The organism is Sphingosinicella xenopeptidilytica (assembly GCF_042676985.1).
Taxonomy (GTDB): domain Bacteria; phylum Pseudomonadota; class Alphaproteobacteria; order Sphingomonadales; family Sphingomonadaceae; genus Sphingosinicella; species Sphingosinicella xenopeptidilytica.
This window is the reverse complement of record NZ_JBHTIK010000001.1, coordinates 88,497-104,842: the sequence shown is the minus strand read 5'-3', so window position 1 is coordinate 104,842 and position 16,346 is coordinate 88,497. Positions and strand designations below refer to the sequence as shown.

15 protein-coding genes are annotated in these 16,346 nt (G+C 66.8%); 8 read left to right on the top strand and 7 right to left on the bottom strand.

Annotated elements, in window-relative coordinates; translation table 11 throughout:
• The first annotated feature begins 21 nt into the window (after positions 1–21).
• Genes ACFQ00_RS00540 through ACFQ00_RS00525 form a run of 4 tightly spaced genes read left to right on the top strand, consistent with a single transcriptional unit; the run spans position 22 to position 4,697 of the window.
• On the top strand, positions 22–951 hold the full coding sequence (locus ACFQ00_RS00540; RefSeq protein WP_381484679.1) for a bifunctional riboflavin kinase/FAD synthetase: 930 nt from the start codon (positions 22–24) through the stop codon (positions 949–951).
• Positions 952–956: 5 nt separating this feature from the next.
• Positions 957–3,773, top strand: a complete 2,817-nt coding sequence (gene ileS / locus ACFQ00_RS00535; RefSeq protein WP_381484676.1) for an isoleucine--tRNA ligase — start codon at positions 957–959, stop codon at positions 3,771–3,773.
• Positions 3,770–4,249 (top strand): signal peptidase II, encoded by a 480-nt coding sequence (gene lspA / locus ACFQ00_RS00530; protein ID WP_381484673.1) that lies wholly within the window; start codon positions 3,770–3,772, stop codon positions 4,247–4,249. Before ileS ends, lspA begins: the two co-directional genes overlap by 4 nt.
• 16 nt (positions 4,250–4,265) lie before the next feature.
• Positions 4,266–4,697 carry a DUF3035 domain-containing protein gene (locus tag ACFQ00_RS00525; RefSeq protein WP_381484670.1) on the top strand — a complete coding sequence of 144 codons (432 nt, stop codon included), beginning with the start codon at positions 4,266–4,268 and terminating at the stop codon, positions 4,695–4,697.
• Between the two features lie 3 nt (positions 4,698–4,700).
• Here ACFQ00_RS00525 and ACFQ00_RS00520 read toward each other — a convergent pair whose 3' ends face one another.
• From ACFQ00_RS00520 to hflK, 5 genes are all read right to left on the bottom strand, one after another.
• Positions 4,701–6,323: a helicase HerA-like domain-containing protein gene (locus ACFQ00_RS00520; protein WP_381484668.1), complete on the bottom strand. Its 1,623-nt coding sequence runs from the start codon at positions 6,321–6,323 to the stop codon at positions 4,701–4,703.
• A gap of 127 nt (positions 6,324–6,450) precedes the next feature.
• Positions 6,451–8,004: a Do family serine endopeptidase gene (locus ACFQ00_RS00515; RefSeq protein ID WP_381484665.1), complete on the bottom strand. Its 1,554-nt coding sequence runs from the start codon at positions 8,002–8,004 to the stop codon at positions 6,451–6,453.
• Positions 8,005–8,074: 70 nt separating this feature from the next.
• Positions 8,075–8,269 carry a DUF2065 domain-containing protein gene (locus ACFQ00_RS00510; protein ID WP_374595857.1) on the bottom strand — a complete coding sequence of 65 codons (195 nt, stop codon included), beginning with the start codon at positions 8,267–8,269 and terminating at the stop codon, positions 8,075–8,077.
• Between the two features lie 5 nt (positions 8,270–8,274).
• Positions 8,275–9,117, bottom strand: coding sequence for a protease modulator HflC (gene hflC, locus ACFQ00_RS00505; protein WP_381484660.1), 843 nt, complete (start codon positions 9,115–9,117; stop codon positions 8,275–8,277).
• Entirely contained in the window at positions 9,114–10,163 is a 1,050-nt protein-coding gene (gene hflK / locus ACFQ00_RS00500; protein ID WP_381484657.1) for an FtsH protease activity modulator HflK, read from the bottom strand. Before hflK ends, hflC begins: the two co-directional genes overlap by 4 nt.
• 88 nt (positions 10,164–10,251) lie before the next feature.
• Here hflK and ACFQ00_RS00495 point away from each other — a divergent pair, with 88 nt between their 5' ends.
• Together ACFQ00_RS00495 and ACFQ00_RS00490 are read left to right on the top strand one after the other, a co-directional pair.
• Complete coding sequence (locus ACFQ00_RS00495) at positions 10,252–11,310, top strand: Mrp/NBP35 family ATP-binding protein (protein WP_381484654.1); 1,059 nt, start codon at positions 10,252–10,254, stop codon at positions 11,308–11,310.
• The gene (locus ACFQ00_RS00490) at positions 11,291–11,719 is read left to right on the top strand and encodes a CoA-binding protein (protein ID WP_381484652.1); all 429 of its coding nucleotides are present in this window, start codon (positions 11,291–11,293) and stop codon (positions 11,717–11,719) included. The genes ACFQ00_RS00495 and ACFQ00_RS00490 overlap by 20 nt, the downstream gene beginning before the upstream one ends.
• 118 nt (positions 11,720–11,837) lie before the next feature.
• Here the strand turns inward: ACFQ00_RS00490 and ACFQ00_RS00485 are convergent, their stop codons facing one another.
• Positions 11,838–13,184: a TldD/PmbA family protein gene (locus ACFQ00_RS00485; protein WP_381484651.1), complete on the bottom strand. Its 1,347-nt coding sequence runs from the start codon at positions 13,182–13,184 to the stop codon at positions 11,838–11,840.
• Positions 13,185–13,217: 33 nt separating this feature from the next.
• Positions 13,218–14,153 carry a 4-hydroxybenzoate octaprenyltransferase gene (gene ubiA / locus ACFQ00_RS00480; RefSeq protein WP_381484649.1) on the bottom strand — a complete coding sequence of 312 codons (936 nt, stop codon included), beginning with the start codon at positions 14,151–14,153 and terminating at the stop codon, positions 13,218–13,220.
• Positions 14,154–14,183: 30 nt separating this feature from the next.
• Here ubiA and ACFQ00_RS00475 point away from each other — a divergent pair, with 30 nt between their 5' ends.
• The gene (locus tag ACFQ00_RS00475) at positions 14,184–14,918 is read left to right on the top strand and encodes a 16S rRNA (uracil(1498)-N(3))-methyltransferase (RefSeq protein ID WP_381484646.1); all 735 of its coding nucleotides are present in this window, start codon (positions 14,184–14,186) and stop codon (positions 14,916–14,918) included.
• Positions 14,919–14,972: 54 nt separating this feature from the next.
• Positions 14,973–16,346: a glutamate--cysteine ligase gene (locus ACFQ00_RS00470; RefSeq protein WP_381484643.1), complete on the top strand. Its 1,374-nt coding sequence runs from the start codon at positions 14,973–14,975 to the stop codon at positions 16,344–16,346.

Sequence of the window (16,346 nt, the reverse complement as noted above, 5' to 3'; positions counted from 1 at the left end):
GGTCAGGATAGCAGGGCGCGCATGGAACGCATCACGGGGGATGCGCCGCTCGCCGAGACCCTGCGCGGCGGCGTCGCGGCGATCGGCAATTTCGACGGCTTTCACATCGGCCATCAGGCGGTGGTCGGCCGGGCGCTGGAACGCGCGCGCGCCGAAGGCCTGCCCGCGCTCGCCCTCACCTTCGATCCGCACCCGGCGCGGCTGTTCCGCCCGCAATCACCGCCGTTCGCGCTGACGACGACCGACCAGAAGCTCGATCTTCTGGAAGCCTTCGGCGTGGATGCCGCCGTCGTGCTGCGCTTCGATGCGGCGTTCGCGGCGCTCACGGCCGATGAATTCGTCTCCAGCATTCTCGTCGGGCGCCTCGGCCTCACCGGCACCGTCACCGGCGAAGACTTCACCTTCGGGCGCGGCGCGAGCGGCGACACGGCGAAGCTGCTCGAATTCGGCGCGGCCCACGGCCTCATCCCCGAAACCGTCGCGCCGGTGCGCGACGAAGGCTCGGCGATCATTTCTTCCACGCGCGTGCGCGCCGCACTGCAGGCTGGGCACTGCCGCGAGGCCGCAGCGCTGATGGGGCGTCCCTTCGCCATTCGCGGCACGGTGGAACACGGCGACAAGCGCGGCCGCACGATCGACGTGCCGACCGCGAACGTCGCCATCGGCGCCGAATACGTCCGCCCGGCCTACGGCATCTATGCCGTGCGCTGCCGCCTAGAGGATGGGCGCATGGTGGATGGTGTGGCGAACCTCGGCATCCGGCCGATGTTCACGCCGCCGAAGGAATTGCTCGAAGTCCATTTGTTCGGCTATGCGGGCGACCTCTACGCGCAGACCATCGAGACGCAGCTGATCGCGCATCTGCGCCCTGAAATGAAACTCGCCAGCCTCGATGCGCTGAAGGCGCAGATCGCCAAGGATATCGTGGACGCGCGCGCCGCTCTCCTCTAGGGCGTATGCCCGATATGAGCGACGATACCCGTAAAGACTACCGCGACACCGTCTTCCTGCCGAAGACCGATTTCCCGATGAAGGCCGGCCTTGCCGAGGCGGAGCCGAAGTGGCTCGCCCGCTGGCAGGGCCTCGACTTTTACAAGCGCCTCCGCGCTGAGCGGAAGGGCCGCGAAAAGTTCATCCTCCACGACGGCCCGCCCTACGCCAACGGCGACATGCACATCGGCCACGCGCTCAATCACGTGCTGAAGGACATGGTCGTCCGCACGCAGACGCTGCTCGGCAAGGACGCGCCCTACGTGCCCGGCTGGGACTGTCACGGCCTCCCCATCGAATGGAAGGTCGAGGAGGAATACCGCAAGAAGGGCAAGAACAAGGACGAGGTGGACCCCAAGGCGTTCCGCGCCGAGTGCCGTGCCTACGCGCAGAACTGGGTGAACCGCCAGCGTGAGCAGCTGAAGCGCCTCGGCATCAACGGCGATTGGGACAATCCCTACCTCACGATGGATTTCCAGGCGGAATCGATCATCGTCGCCGAGCTGCTCAAGGTGGCGGAGAGCGGCCAGCTCTATCGCGGCGCGAAGCCGGTGATGTGGTCGCCGGTGGAAAAGACCGCGCTCGCCGAAGCCGAGGTCGAATACGAGGACATCGTCTCCACACAGGTGGACGTGGCGTTCGAGATCACCGAGGCGCCGAACGCACCTGAGCTGGTCGGCGCCCACGCTGTGATCTGGACGACGACCCCGTGGACGCTGCCGGTGAACCGGGCTTTGGCGTATGGGCCGGATCTCGACTACGTGGTTGTCGAGACTGGTGGCAAACGTCTGCTTGTTGCCGAAGCGCTGCTTGCTCCGACGCTGGCACGCTATGGCGCGCAACCATCGGGTGCCGCAAAACCGGTCAAGGGCGCCGATCTCGCCGCTGCCGTCGCACGCCACCCGTGGCACCATCTCGGCGGTTTCTTTGCCGAACCGCGCCCGCTCCTCCCGGGCGATTTCGTCACGACCGACACCGGCACGGGCATCGTCCACATGGCGCCGGACCACGGCGAAGACGACTTCTGGCTGTGCAAGGCGAACGGTATAGAGCCGAAGTTCGTGGTGGGGCCGGACGGCACCTATCAGTCGGACTGGCCAGTGGTCGGCGGCAATCACGTCTACAAGGTGAATGCGCCGGACGGTCCCGTGTGCACGGCGCTGAAAGAGGTCGGCGCGCTGCTCGCGGCGAGCGCGGACTACACGCACTCTTATCCGCACTCGTGGCGCTCCAAGGCCAAGGTCATCTTCCGCTGCACGCCGCAGTGGTTCGTGCCGATGGACAAGCCGATTGATCCGCAGATCCCGCTCTGCAAGACCGAAGCCGACATCCGCAGCGCGCAGGGGCAGGGCCGCACGCTCCGCGAAACGGCGATGGCGGAGATCGAGCGCGTGCGCTGGGTGCCGGAGCGCGGCGCGAACCGTATCGGCGCGATGGTCGCCGGGCGGCCGGATTGGGTGCTCTCGCGCCAGCGCGCGTGGGGCGTGCCGATCACGCTGTTCGTGCACCGGCAGACGGGCGAGTATCTGGTCGACGCAGAGGTTAACGCCCGCATCGTCGCGGCGGTGAAGGCCGAGGGCGTCGATGCGTGGACCGGCACCGATCCGCAGGTCTTCCTCGGGGATCGCTACAAGGCGGACGATTACGAACGCATCGGTGATATCCTCGACGTGTGGTTCGATTCGGGCTGCACGCACGCCTTCGTGCTCGAATCGGGCCGCTGGCCGGACCTGCGCTGGCCTGCCGACCTCTATCTCGAAGGCTCGGACCAGCATCGCGGCTGGTTCCAGTCCTCGCTGCTCCAATCCTGCGTCACGCGCGGCCGCGCGCCCTACGATGCGGTCGTTACGCACGGCTTCACGCTCGATGCCTCGGGCCGCAAGATGTCGAAGAGCCTCGGCAACACCATCGATCCGAACAAGGTGATCGGCGAAAGCGGCGGCGACGTGCTGCGCCTGTGGGCGGTGAACGTCGACTGGCGCGAAGATCATCGCATCGGGCCGGAGATCATGCGCGGCATGACCGATGCCTACCGCAAGATTCGCAACACCTTCCGCTACCTTCTGGGCGCGCTCGACGGCTTTGACGAAGCCGAACGCATCGCGGTGTCCGAAATGCCGGAGCTGGAACGCTGGGTACTGCACCGCCTCGCGGAGCTGAGCGCCGAACTGCGCCAATGCGTGAACGACTACGACTTCACGCGCTACGTGACGGCATTGCAGGCGTTCTGCGTCCACGATCTCAGCGCCTTCTATTTCGATGTGCGCAAGGACAGCCTCTATTGTGACGCCGTGACGTCACCGAAACGACGCGCCTGCCGCACGGTGATGGACGTGCTATTCCACGCGCTCACCCGCTGGTTCGCGCCGGTGCTGGTGTTCACCGCCGAGGAAACTTGGCAGGCCCGCTTCCCGAGCGAAGACGGCTCCGTCCACCTCCTTGATTGGCCGGAGATAGATGCGGCGTGGCCGGATGGGACGCTTGGCGAGAAATGGGCGGCGATCCGCGCGGCACGTGAAAGTGTCACCGAAGCGATCGAACCGTTCCGGCGCGAGAAGACGATCCGCTCGTCGAACGAGGCGGTCGTGCGGCTGCCGGAAGTCGCTGGTATCGCAGCGGCCGATTTCGCCGAAGTCTCGATCGTCAGCGCGGTCGAATATGGCGGTGATGCTGCCGAAGTGACACGCACCGAGGCCGAAAAGTGCGCGCGCTGCTGGCGCCACACCGGCGATGTCGACCCGACGACCGAGCTTTGCGTGCGCTGCGACGAGGTTCTCGCGTGACGGCGGCAAAGGGCTATTTCGTCGCGGCGGCGATTTTCGTCGTCGATCAGCTCGTGAAGCTTTGGATCATCGCAGGTGTCGGCCTGCAGGCGAAGGGCAGCATCAACCTGCTGCCGATCCTCAGCCTCACATGGGTGGAAAATCGCGGCGTTTCGATGGGGCTGCTCCAGGCGGATGGCGCGAAGGAGCGCTGGATTCTCACCGGCGTCACCGCGCTCATCGCGGCGGGCGTTGCGTGGTGGATGCGCAAGGAAACGAACCGCATCGACATTCTCGCGCTCGCGCTCGTGCTCGGCGGCGCGCTTGGCAACATCGTCGATCGCGTGCGTTTCGGCTACGTCGTCGATTTCGTGCACGTCCACGTGGGGACGTGGAGCTTTTACGTCTTCAATGTCGCCGACGCGGCGATTACCATAGGTGTCGCAATCCTGCTGCTGCGCGCGTTCTTCGAACGCAAGCCTGCGGCAGCAGAATGAAGTGGAGTTGAAAAGCATGTCTTCCCTGACGCGCGCCGCTCTCGTGGCGATCACGGCGCTTGGCCTTTCCGCCTGCGGCAGCAGCGGCATCTTCGGGCGCGATGCGCCGGACGAGTTCGCCATCGGCCGCGCCGCGCCGCTCGTCGTGCCGCCGGACTACAACCTCGCGCCGCCGCGCCCCGGTGCCCCGCGCCCGATGGAAACCGACGCGCAGACGCAGGCTATGGAAGCGCTGTTCGGCCCCGGCGTGCGCCCGGCCCCGAAATCGGCCGGCGAACAGAAGCTGCTCGACGATGCGGGCGCCGCCCGCCCCGATCCCTCGGCGCGCTCCACGGCGGGCGATCCGAGCACGGAGGTCGTCAACAAGGGCGCGCTCCTGAAGACGATCATCGACGCGCAGCCGGGCAGCAGCGATCCGGCGACGGCAAGCGTTTCGATCGGCGGTTGATCGTCAGCCGATTTTCTTGGCCACGCCGCGGCTGAAGCTGCCGAGCACACCGCGCCCGATGCGCCCGCCCATCGGGCCGGCGATCGCCTTGCCGATCTCGTAACCGATCTGGCTGCCCGCAGTCCCGACCGCGCTTGAGGTTGCGGACGCGCTGCGGCGCGAGGGCTTCTTGCCCGCGAGGCTGTCCCCGAAATCACGCGCCTTCTTGGCGACGAACGCACCGATCACCGCGCCCGCGATCTTGCCGAGAATGCTGTTCGACCAGCTGCTGCCACGTCCGCCCGTCGCTTTCGCTTCGGCCTTTGTCTCGGCGGCGGCTTCGGATTCTTCCAGCGCCTGTTCCGCACGCCCCTTCAGAATCTCGAACGCGGATTCGCGATCGATCGTCTCTTCGTAGCGTCCCGCGAACGGCGAGCTCGCGATCATCACCTTGCGCTCCTGCTCGGTAAGAGGCCCGAGCCGCGAGCAGGGCGGACGGATAAACGCGCGCTCCACGGGCGCGGGCGCGCCGTCGCGATCGAGCAGCGAGACGAGCGCTTCGCCGACCTTCAGCTCGGTGATCGCGGTCACGACATCGAGCCCCGGATTGACCCGGAACGTTTCGGCGGCCGCCTTGATCGCCTTCTGGTCGCGCGGCGTGAAGGCGCGGAGCGCGTGCTGGATGCGGTTGCCGAGCTGCCCGCCCACGCCTTCCGGCACGTCGATCGGATTCTGCGTTATGAAATAAACGCCGACACCTTTCGAACGGATCAGACGCACGACCTGTTCGATCTTCTCGAGCAGTGCCTTCGGGGCCTCATCGAACAGCAGATGCGCCTCGTCGAAGAAGAACACCATCTTCGGCTGGTCGGGGTCGCCCACCTCGGGCAGCGCCTCGAACAGCTCGGAGAGCAGCCACAGCAGGAAGGTGGAATAAAGCCGCGGGCTCTGCATCAATTTGTCGGCGGCGAGGATGTTCACCTGGCCGCGACCATCGTCGCCGACCTTCATGAAATCCTTCACGTCGAGCGCGGGCTCGGCGAAGAAGCGCGCGCCGCCCTCGTTCTCCAGCACCAGAAGCTGCCGCTGGATCGCGCCGACGCTCGGCTTGGTGACGTTGCCGTAGCGCGTACCGATCGTCGCGGCATTGTCCGCCACGTACGTCAGCATCGATTGCAGGTCCTTGAGGTCCAGCAGCATCAGCTGCTCCTCGTCGGCGATGCGGAACGCGATGGTGAGCACGCCTTCCTGCGTCTCGTTGAGCCCCATCAGGCGCGAGAGCAGCAGCGGCCCCATCTCGGAAACGGTGGTGCGCACAGGATGACCCTGCTCGCCGAACAGGTCCCAGAACACCGCCGGAAACGCCTCGTATGCATAGTCGGTGAGGCCCATGCTCGCGGCGCGTTCCTGAAGCGTGGCGTGTGCCTTGTGCGTGGCCGAGCCGGGCATGGCGAGCCCGGCGAGATCGCCTTTCACGTCGGCCATGAACACGGGCACGCCAACCTTCGAGAAGCCCTCGGCGAGGATCTGCAGGCTCACCGTCTTGCCGGTGCCCGTGGCGCCTGCGATCAGTCCGTGCCGGTTGGCGCGTTTCAGGTCGAGTTCGAGCCGTTTGTCGCCCGCCGCACCGACGAAGATCGTTCCCATCGCCCACTCCTTGTCCGTCTACGATCAACTAAAGCATGTGGCGCGAAAACAGGAAGCCGGAAAAGAAAAACCCCGGCCGCGAACATGTCGAGGCCAGGGTTTTCGTTTCTTGCCGAAGCGCTGGGGCTCAGCCTTCGTCCTTGCCCATCATGGCGATGCCGATGAACTGCGGCGGGCGCGATCCGCGCTTCACGAACAGCACCACCGTGTCGCGCCCGGCCTTGCGCGCTGCGGCGACAGCGGCAGCGGCAGCAGCGGGCGTCTTCGTCGGCTGCTGGTTGATCGAGAGGATCACGTCCCCGCGCTGCAGGCCGCGCTTGGCCGCATCGCTGTTGCGGTTGAGGCTGGCGATCACGACGCCTTCGACGTCGGTGTCGACGCCGAGCTGGCGGCGAACTTCCGGTGTCAGCTCGGCAAGCGTGATGCCAAGGCTGCGGCGCGCGGACGCGGCGGCCTCGTTCGCGGCCTTGTCGCCTTCCGCCGGCGCGTTTTCGCTGCCCGCGACGGCGATCTCGGCGGGCCGCTCGACGAGCGTTGCCTGCACGGTCTGGCGCTTGCCGTTCCGGTAGAGTTCGATCGGCACGCGGCTGCCGATGCCGCTGTTCGCGACGATCGCCGAAAGCGTGTTGTCGACGGTGACTTCCTGGCTGTTCACGCGCGTGATGACGTCGCCCGCGAGAATGCCCGCCTTCTTCGCCGGGCCGTCGTTCTCGACGCTCGCGACGATCTCGCCGCGATCCTTCTGGAGCCCGAGCGCGGAGGCGATTTCGGGCGTCACCGGCTGGATGCTGACGCCGAGGTAGCCGCGCCGCACGCGCCCGATCGAGCGCAGCTGGTCGATCACGGGCGAGGCCTGCTCTGCGGGAATCGCGAAGCCGATGCCGACATTACCGCCCGTGGGCGAGAAGATCGCCGTGTTCACGCCGATCACGTTGCCGGAGAGGTCGAACATCGGTCCGCCCGAGTTGCCCTGGTTGATCGAGGCATCGGTCTGGATGTAGCGGTCGTATTGCCCCGCCTGGATGTTGCGGTGGAGCGCCGAGACGATGCCCGCCGTCACTGTGCCGCCAAGGCCGAAGGGGTTGCCGATCGCGATCACCCAGTCGCCGACACGCACGCGCTCGGACTGGCCGAAGCGCACGTACGGCAAGTCCTTGCCCTCGATCTTGAGCAGCGCGAGATCCGAAAGCGGATCGCGGCCCACGATGCGCGCCGAATATTCGGTGCGGTCCGAAAGCGTCACGGTGATCTTGTCGACGGGCTCGGTGCCGCCGCGCCCGGTGACGACGTGGTTGTTGGTGACGACATAGCCGTCGGGCGAGATGATGAAGCCGGAGCCGAGCGACTGCGCCTCGCGCGTCTCGGGCTCCTGCCCGTCCTGCTGCTGTTCCTGGAAGCGGCGGAACAGCTCGTCGAGCGGCGTGCCGGGCGCCAGGCGCGGGATGCCGCGCAGGCGGCCGACTTCGATTTCCTGCGTGGTCGAAACGTTGACCACCGCGGGTTGAAGCCGCGCGGTCAGGTCGGCGAAGCTGCCGGGCGCGCCGCCGGGGGCGGACACCTGCGGCTGCGCGCTCAGCGATTCCTGCGCTGTTTGCTGGGCATGGCCCGGTTCCTGAAGGGCAAGTGTCGCGGCGCTGGCGAACAGAACCGCCGCGCCGGTCATGGCTAATGCGATACGCACGTATCTCGTCTCCTCAACTTGACGCCATGTAAGCACCGCCCGGCGTCAATACAATCTGCCCCTTATGTCTTCATCCCTGCAACCGCACCGCAGCGACGATCGCGACACCCGCGAGCACCGCGCCGAGCCCGGCGATGCGCACCGTGCTCTCTCCCTGCGCAAACAGCATCGCGGCCGCCCTTCGCATCGCATCGGGGAACAGCGCATAGGCCGCGCCCTCCAGAACGAGCGCGAGGCCGATCGCCGCAAGGAGATCGCTTCCCATACGGATCAGCGGCTGCGGACCCCTTGGAACTCGCGCAGGAATTCATTGTCGGGCGACAGCACCACGCTGGCATTGCCGTTGTTGAACGTCGTCCGGTACGCCTGCATCGCGCGGTAGAAGGCGTAGAAGTCCTTATCCTTGCCGAAGGACTGCGCATACACGCGCGATGCTTCGGCGTCGGCTTCGGCGCGAATGATCTGCGCCTGCTTGCGTCCCTGTGCGCGGATCGATTCGGCTTCCTGCTGGCGCGCGGTCTGCATCCGCAGGAATGCGGACTGCAAGGGGTCGCCCGGCGGAAGATCGGCACGCTTGATGCGCACGTCGACGATCTCGGCGCCGTAGCGGCTGGCTTCGCGGTTCACCGCTTCCTGGATCGTATCCATCAGCTGCCCGCGCTCGGGGCTGAGCAGCGTCGCGAAGGTCTGCCGGCCGAGCTCGTTGCGCAGGCGCGAGCCGAGAATGCGCGACAGTTCGTCGGCAACGCGATCTTCCGATCGCACGGTCTGATACATGCGCAGCGGATCGACGATGCGGAAGCGTGCGAAGGCATCCACGACAAGGCGAAGCTGATCGGTGGAAAGCACCACCTGCTGCGGCATGTCGAGATCGCGGATGCGCTTGTCGACCCACACGACGTTTTCGATGAACGGCGCCTTGAGCGTCAGCCCGGCGCCTGTGGCGCCGAAGGGGTCGTTCGGGTTGTACCGGTTGACGATCCTGTCGGGCTTACCGAGCCGCACGATGATCGCCTGCTGCGATTCGGAGACGGTGAACAGCGACGTCGTAATCAGGATCAGCGCAAGGAAGGCGAGGCCGACGAGCGCGATCGGGTTGCGAAGCAGGGTCATTGCGCGTCTCCCGCCGCGTTTGCGACAGCGCGCTTTCGCACTTCCGGCAGTGGCAGATAGGGGACGACGCCGTCAGCCTCGATGATCGTCTTGTCCACCTTGCCGAGCACCTCTTCCATCGTCTCCAGATACATGCGCTTGCGCGTCACTTCCGGCGCCAGCCGATATTGTTCGTACACCGCGTCGAAGGCGGCGGCCTGCCCCTGTGCCAGCGCGAGGAGCTGCTGCGAATAGCGGCGCGCCTCGTTCAGATACTGCTCGGCATTCTGCTGCGCGGCAGACACGTCCTTGAACGCCGTATCGACGGCGGCGGGCGGGTCGGCCTGCTTGATGTCGACGCCGACGATGTCGATGCCCGCCTTGTAACTGTCGAGCATCTCCTGCGTGCGGACCCGCACCTGCTCGGCGATCTGGGCGCGCTGGGGGCCGATCGCGGCGTCGAGCGGAACACGCGCCACTTCCGCGCGCATCGCCGATTCGGCGACTTCGCGGATCGTGGTTTCGGGCTCGGCGAGCTGGAACAGGAACTGCACCGGGTCCTTGATCTTCCAGCGCACGGCGTAGGCGATGTCGATGATGTTCTGATCGCCCGTCAGCATCAGGTTCTCGGTCGATGCATCCGTTGATCCGATGTCGATCGTGGCGACGGTTTCAACCGCGGGCTTGGTCACGGTTTCGAACGGTGCGGGCAGCTTGAAGTGCATACCCGGTCCCGTTGTGCGCGAATAGGCGCCGAAGCGCTGCACGACGCCGCGCTGCTCCGGAATCACGCGGTAGAAGGATGTGAATGCGATCCAGACGAGCACGATGCCGAGGATCACGTAGCCCCATGGCATCGAACCGCCTTTGGGGCCGCCGGGCAGGCCGGAACGCAGCCGTTCCTGGCTGCGACGGATGAACTCGTCGAAATCGGGTCCGCCGCCGCCGCGATTGCCGCCACCGCCGCCGGAGCCGCCACCCGAGCCGCCACCCCAAGGGTTGCGCGGACCGTTTCCGTTGCCGCTGCCCCAGGGCCCGGAATTGTTACTGTTGTTCTCCCAAGGCATTCGCTACCCGTCGATTGCTTCCAATGAGCAGCCTATATACGGACGCCTCCGCGCATTTGCGAGACATGCTGACCAGCAAGGAGTGAAAATGGCGGGCGAAGACCTGTTGCGCGCAGCGCTTGAGCGGCTTGCAGACCCGGTATCCGGCAAGGATATCGTCAGCGCCGGGCGTGTTTCGGGCATCGTGCTCCGAAGCGCTCAGGCGGGGCTGGTGCTTGCCGTGGACGGGCTTTCGCCGCACGACGCGAAGACGCTGGAGGCGCGCGTCGACGCCGCGTTGCGGTCCGTGCCGGGTGTCGAGGGCGCGCGGATCATCACCACCGCCGAACGCGGCGATGCGCCGCAGGGGCCGCACCCGACCGCACCGGCACCGCTTCCCGAAATCCGCCACATCATCGCCGTCGGCTCAGGCAAGGGCGGCGTCGGCAAGTCGACCGTCGCGGCGAATCTCGCCGTCTCACTTGCTTCGCAGGGCCTCAGGGTCGGGTTGCTCGACGCCGATATCTATGGCCCGTCCGTGCCGATGCTGATGGGACGGCAGGAGCGGCTGACGCTCCGCGAGAAGCTCATCCAGCCCGCCGAGGTGCACGGTTTGAAGACCGTCTCGATGGGCGCGATGACCGATCCCGACCGCGCCGTCGTCTGGCGCGGACCGATGGCGTCGAGCGCGCTGATGCAGATGCTGACGCAGACCGAGTGGGGCCCGCTCGACGTGCTCGTCGTCGATCTGCCGCCGGGCACGGGCGATATCCAACTCACGATGGCGCAGAAGGTGCCGCTCGCGGGCGCGGTGATCGTCTCGACGCCGCAGGATCTCGCGCTCATCGATGCGAAGAAGGCGGTCGCGATGTTCGGCAAGGTCGGCGTGCCGATCCTCGGCATGATCGAGAACATGTCGACCTTCCACTGCCCGAACTGCGGCCACGAAAGCCACATCTTCGGCCACGGCGGCGCGGAGGCGGCGGCGAAGGCGATGGGACTCGCCTTCCTCGGCGGTATCCCGCTCGAAATCGGTATTCGCGAGGCGAGCGATGCGGGAACGCCTGTCGCGCTTCGCGATGACCCGGCAGGGAACGCCTTCCGCCGCATCGCCGTTCAGGTCATGGCAGCCTTGAAGGAGAACGCCCGTGCCGCTGACGTCCGCTGACGATATTCGCGACCTGCTGACGACCACCCGCACCATCGCGATGGTTGGTGCGTCCGATCGCCCGGATCGCCCGAGCCACGGCGTGATGGCCTATCTGCAGGGGCGCGGCTACCGTGTGATCCCGGTGAACCCGACGCTCGCAGGCTCTACGATTCATGGCGAAACCGTCTACGCTTCGCTTTCTGAAGTTCCCCAATCCGTCGACATGGTCGAGATCTTTCGCCGCTCCGACGCGGTCGGACCGGTCGTGGACGAGGCCATCGGGATCGGCGCGAAGGCGGTGTGGATGCAGCTCGGCGTCATCAACGATGAAGCCGCCGCGAAGGCCGAAGCTGCTGGATTGAAGGTGGTGATGGACGATTGCCCCGCCCGCGCCATCCCCCGCCTCGGCGTGCCGAAGATTGCCTGACGCTGCTTGGGCTTCCGAAATAGGAAAGTCCGTGCAAGCCTTGCGGGTTCTTTGAAATCAGGGCGCAGGCCCGACCGGAAAAACCGTCGTTGGCCTCTACTTCGCCTACTTGTGTGCGTCAGGCCCCGGCGACCGTCATGCCCTCGATGCGCAGCGTTGGCGCATTGACGGCATAGCGGAAAACAAGATCGTCCGCCGGCGTCAGGTTCAGGAACATGGACTTGAGATTGCCCGCCACGGTGATCTCGGCGACCGGGCCTGCGATCTCACCGTCCTCGATCAGGAAGCCCGCCGCGCCGCGGCTGTAATCGCCGGTAACGGCGTTGACGCCCTGGCCGATGAGCTCGGTGACGAGCACGCCGCGGCGGATATCCGCGATGAGCGCCTTGCGGCTCTGCGCGCCCGCCTCCATGTAGAGGTTGGACGTGGACACGCCCGGCGGGCCGGAAACCCCGCGCGAGGCATGGCCGGATGGGCTGCTCCCAAGCTGCCGAGCCGAGGCGCTGTCGAGCAGCCAGCCGGTGAGGCGGCCTCCATCGACGAGCCGCGTGCGCGCCGTGGGCAGCCCCTCGCCGTCGAACGGGCGAGAACGGAGCCCGCGCACGCGCAAGGGGTCGTCGACGATCGAGAGCCCGCGCGGGAAGATGTCCTGCCCCAGCGAATCCTTGAGGAAGCTGGTGCCGCGCGTGATTGCCGATCCGCTGATCGCCCCCGCGAAATGGCCGATCAGCGAGCCCGCGACGCGCGGGTCGAACACCACCGGCATCGCGCCCGTTGCAAGCTTCGCGGGAGACAGGCGCGCCACGGCGCGTTCGCCCGCAAGCCGGCCGACGGCCTCGGGCGCGTCCAGATCGGCATCGTGCCGCGCGCTGTGATAGGCGTAGTCGCGCTGCATCGCGTCGCCGGTCCCGGCGATGATCGAGGCGGAAACGCCGTACGAACTGCCCGAATAGGCGCCCGCGAATCCGTGGGAGGTGGCAAGCGCATAGACCGCGCGGCCGGTGCTGGCCGAGGCGCCCTGCGAATTGCTGACGCCCTCCACGGCGCGCGCGGCATCTTCGGCCGCGAGGGCACGGGCGCGCAGCGCTTCCACCGCAATGTCGGCGCCGTCATCGATATCGAGCACGGCCCACGGCCCCCTCGTCAGCCGCTCGGCAGGGGCGAGGCCCGCATAGCGATCCTCGGGCGCCTCGCGCGCCATCGCGACCGCGCGCTCGGCGGCGGCGGCGAGCGCGGCGGCGGAGAGGTCGGACGAAGAGACGTTGGCGCTCTGGTGGCCGATGAAGACACGGATGCCGATTTCCTCGGCCTCCGAACGGCCGATGTCTTCAAGCGCACCGAGCCGCACATGCACGCTCGACGACATGTCGCCGAAATAGACCCCATCCGCGGCATCGGCGCCCAGCGCCTTCGCGCGGGCAATGGCGTGGTCGAGGCGGTCGAGCGCGGCGTTCGGATCAAGCATGGTAGCCGCGCATAGGCGCTCGGCGCGCGCCCGTCAAAGCCCCGCCGCAAGGCAGGCGGCGAAGACCAGTGCGCCCGTCAGCGTATTCGAACGGAACAAGCGCAGCGCGCCCAGCGTGTCGGCACTGCGCAGGGCGCGGACCTGCCACACCAGATGGAGTGCAGCGGGAAGCAGTGCCACGAGCACGAGCGGCCGCTCCGGTGCGGCGAGCCAGAGCGCGGCGGCGAGCAGGAGGACCGTGACCGCATAGAAGATCGCCACGCCCGTGCGCACACTGCCACCAAGCCGCCGCGCCGAGGACTTGATGCCCGCGAGCGCATCGTCCTCGATATCTTGAAGTGCGTAGATCGTGTCGTAGCCCAGCGTCCAGAACAGGCCGGCCGTATAGAGCACGAGCGCCGCTGGAGGCAGACTGCCGGAAACAGCGGCGAAGCCGACGAGCGCTCCCCAGTTGAAGGTGAGCCCGAGCCATGCCTGCGGCCACCACGTGATGCGCTTCATGAACGGATAGCCTGCGACCAGCAGCAAGGAGCCGAGCGCTACGACCTGTGCGAACCCGCCGAGCTGGAGCAGCACGACGAGGCCGATCAGCGACAGGCCGACGAGCAGCGCCCATGCAGCCTTCAGCGACACGGTCCCGCTGGCGAGCGGGCGGCTGCGCGTGCGCTTGACACTGGCGTCGAGATCGCGGTCGACGATGTCGTTGTAGACGCACCCTGCCGAGCGCATCGCGAACGATCCGATCAGGAACAGCAGGACCAAATACGTTTCCTGCGGAAGCCCGCCCGCGAGCGCCACGCCCCATGCGCAGGGCCAGAACAGCAGCCAAGCGCCGATCGGCCGGTCTGCCCGTGCCAGCCGGGCATAGGGTTTCCACGACCGGGGCAGCATTTCGACCCAGCTACCCGCGATCGCATCGGGTGTCGCGCGATCGTTCGGCTCCGGCGTGGTCAGGGGCGGGGTCTCCATGCTAGCGGGGTCAGCATGGGTGATCGATCATTGTCAAGCAAGGCGGGCCCCCGCCTGTTCGTGGATACGCCTCTGGGTGCAGGGAAGACGCTGCCGCTGCCTCCCTCGGCGGGGCACTATCTGACGCGCGTGATGCGCCTTCGCGAAGGTGACCGTGTCAGGCTGTTCGATGACCGCACCGGCGAGTGGCAGGCGGTGGTCGCGGCTATCGGCAAGCGCGAAGTGGTGGTGCGCGCCGAGTCACTGCTGAAGCCGCGCGAGGTGGTGGCCGATCTCTGGCTCTGCGCAGCGCCACTGAAAGCGGGCCGCATCGACTGGCTCGCGGAGAAGGCGTGCGAACTCGGCGTTGCGCGGCTGGTGCCGACGGTGACGCGGCGGACGGTTGTGGGCAATCTGAAGCTGGACCGGCTACGCGCGCACATGATCGAGGCTGCCGAACAGTGCGAACGCACGGCGCTGCCGGAGCTGGGCGATCCTGTCCCACTCACGGCGTTGCTCGCCGATTGGCCTACGGAGCGCACGCTGATCTTCTGCGACGAGGAGGGCGGTGAACCGGTCGCGAAGGTGCTGCCCGGCGTTGCCGCGCCCGCAGCGATCCTCATCGGCCCCGAGGGCGGTTTCGACGACGCTGAACGCGCCGCCATCCGGGCACTGCCACAGTGCGTGCGCGTGTCACTCGGCCCCCGCATCCTGCGTGCCGACACGGCGGCGGCAGCAGCGGTTTCGATCTGGCAGGCACTTGCGGGGGATTGGCAGGGGGATTGAGCCTCGCTCATTTCCTCTCTGGCGCGCGGCCGCGAGGACGGCTAAGCGCTCGCCATGAGCACGCGCAAGGCCGGTGAAGGGGATGCCCTTCCGATCGAGTCAAAAGACGATTTGCTGAGTGTTTTCGAGCACGGCAGCAAACCCGCGGAGCGTTGGCGAATCGGCACCGAGCACGAGAAGTTCGTGTATCGCACCAGCGATCACCGGGCGCCCTCCTATGACGAGCAAGGCGGCATCCGCGACCTCCTGATGGCGATGACGCGTTTCGGCTGGGAACCGGTCGAAGAGAATGGATATGTCATCGCTCTGGCGGGTGACGACGGCAACGTCAGTCTCGAACCCGCCGGACAGTTCGAGCTGTCCGGCGCGCCGCTCGAAAATCTGCATCAGACCTGCGCCGAGACCGGGCGGCATCTGCGGCAGGTGCAGGAGGTCGGCAAGGAACTTGGCCTCGGCTTCCTCGGCCTCGGCATGTGGCCCGACAAGCGCCGCGACGAACTGCCGATCATGCCCAAGGGGCGCTATGCAATCATGCTGCGCCACATGCCACGCGTCGGATCGCTCGGCCTCGACATGATGCTGCGCACCTGCACCATCCAAACCAACCTCGACTATGCGAGCGAGGCGGACATGGTGAAGAAGTTCCGCGTCAGTCTTGCGCTGCAGCCGCTCGCGACGGCGCTGTTCGCAAACTCGCCGTTCACCGAAGGAAAGCCCAACGGCTTCCTCAGCTATCGCAGCCATATCTGGACCGACACCGATGCGGCGCGCACGGGTATGCTGCCGTTCGTGTTCGAGGACGGTTTTGGCTTCGAACGCTGGGCGGACTATATTCTCGATGTTCCCATGTATTTCGCCGTGCGGGACGGCAAATATGTCGATCTCGCGGGGCAGGATTTCCGCGCCTTCATGGACGGCAAGCTCGCGGCGCTGCCGGGCGAGCGCGCGACGCTCGGCGACTGGAACGATCATATCTCGACCGCTTTCCCGGAAGTGCGTCTCAAGTCCTACCTTGAAATGCGCGGCGCGGATGGCGGCCCGTGGAACCGTATCTGCGCGTTGCCCGCCTTCTGGGTGGGGCTGCTCTACGACGATGCGGCGCTCGATGCGGCATGGGATATGGTGAAGCACTGGACGATCGCGGATCATCATCGCATCCGCGAAGAGGTGCCGAGGCTGGGCCTTCAAGCCAAGGGGCCACGCGGCCGCACATTCCAGCAACTCGGCAAGGAAATCCTCGCGATCGCCGAAGCGGGGCTGACGCGCCGGGCGCGGCTCAACAGCTCGGGCGACAACGAAGCGATCTTCCTCGCGCCGCTGTTCGAGATCATCGAAAGTGGCAAGACGCCCGCCGAGCGATTGCTCGACGCCTATCACGGCCGCTGGGCGGGCGATCTATCGCAGGTCTATGCAGAAGAAAGTTTCTAG

Bases quoted from the DNA above. Each gene is read 5' to 3' on its own strand.
- ileS (WP_381484676.1), top strand. From the start codon at position 957: ATGCCCGATATGAGCGACGATACCCGTAAAGACTACCGCGACACCGTC.
- hflK (WP_381484657.1), bottom strand. From the start codon at position 10,163: ATGCCTTGGGAGAACAACAGTAACAATTCCGGGCCCTGGGGCAGCGGC.
- ubiA (WP_381484649.1), bottom strand. From the start codon at position 14,153: ATGGAGACCCCGCCCCTGACCACGCCGGAGCCGAACGATCGCGCGACA.
- ACFQ00_RS00540 (WP_381484679.1), top strand. From the start codon at position 22: ATGGAACGCATCACGGGGGATGCGCCGCTCGCCGAGACCCTGCGCGGC.
- ACFQ00_RS00470 (WP_381484643.1), top strand. From the start codon at position 14,973: ATGAGCACGCGCAAGGCCGGTGAAGGGGATGCCCTTCCGATCGAGTCA.
- ACFQ00_RS00510 (WP_374595857.1), bottom strand. From the start codon at position 8,269: ATGGGAAGCGATCTCCTTGCGGCGATCGGCCTCGCGCTCGTTCTGGAG.
- ACFQ00_RS00495 (WP_381484654.1), top strand. From the start codon at position 10,252: ATGGCGGGCGAAGACCTGTTGCGCGCAGCGCTTGAGCGGCTTGCAGAC.
- ACFQ00_RS00485 (WP_381484651.1), bottom strand. From the start codon at position 13,184: ATGCTTGATCCGAACGCCGCGCTCGACCGCCTCGACCACGCCATTGCC.
- hflC (WP_381484660.1), bottom strand. From the start codon at position 9,117: ATGACCCTGCTTCGCAACCCGATCGCGCTCGTCGGCCTCGCCTTCCTT.
- ACFQ00_RS00520 (WP_381484668.1), bottom strand. From the start codon at position 6,323: ATGGGAACGATCTTCGTCGGTGCGGCGGGCGACAAACGGCTCGAACTC.
- ACFQ00_RS00525 (WP_381484670.1), top strand. From the start codon at position 4,266: ATGTCTTCCCTGACGCGCGCCGCTCTCGTGGCGATCACGGCGCTTGGC.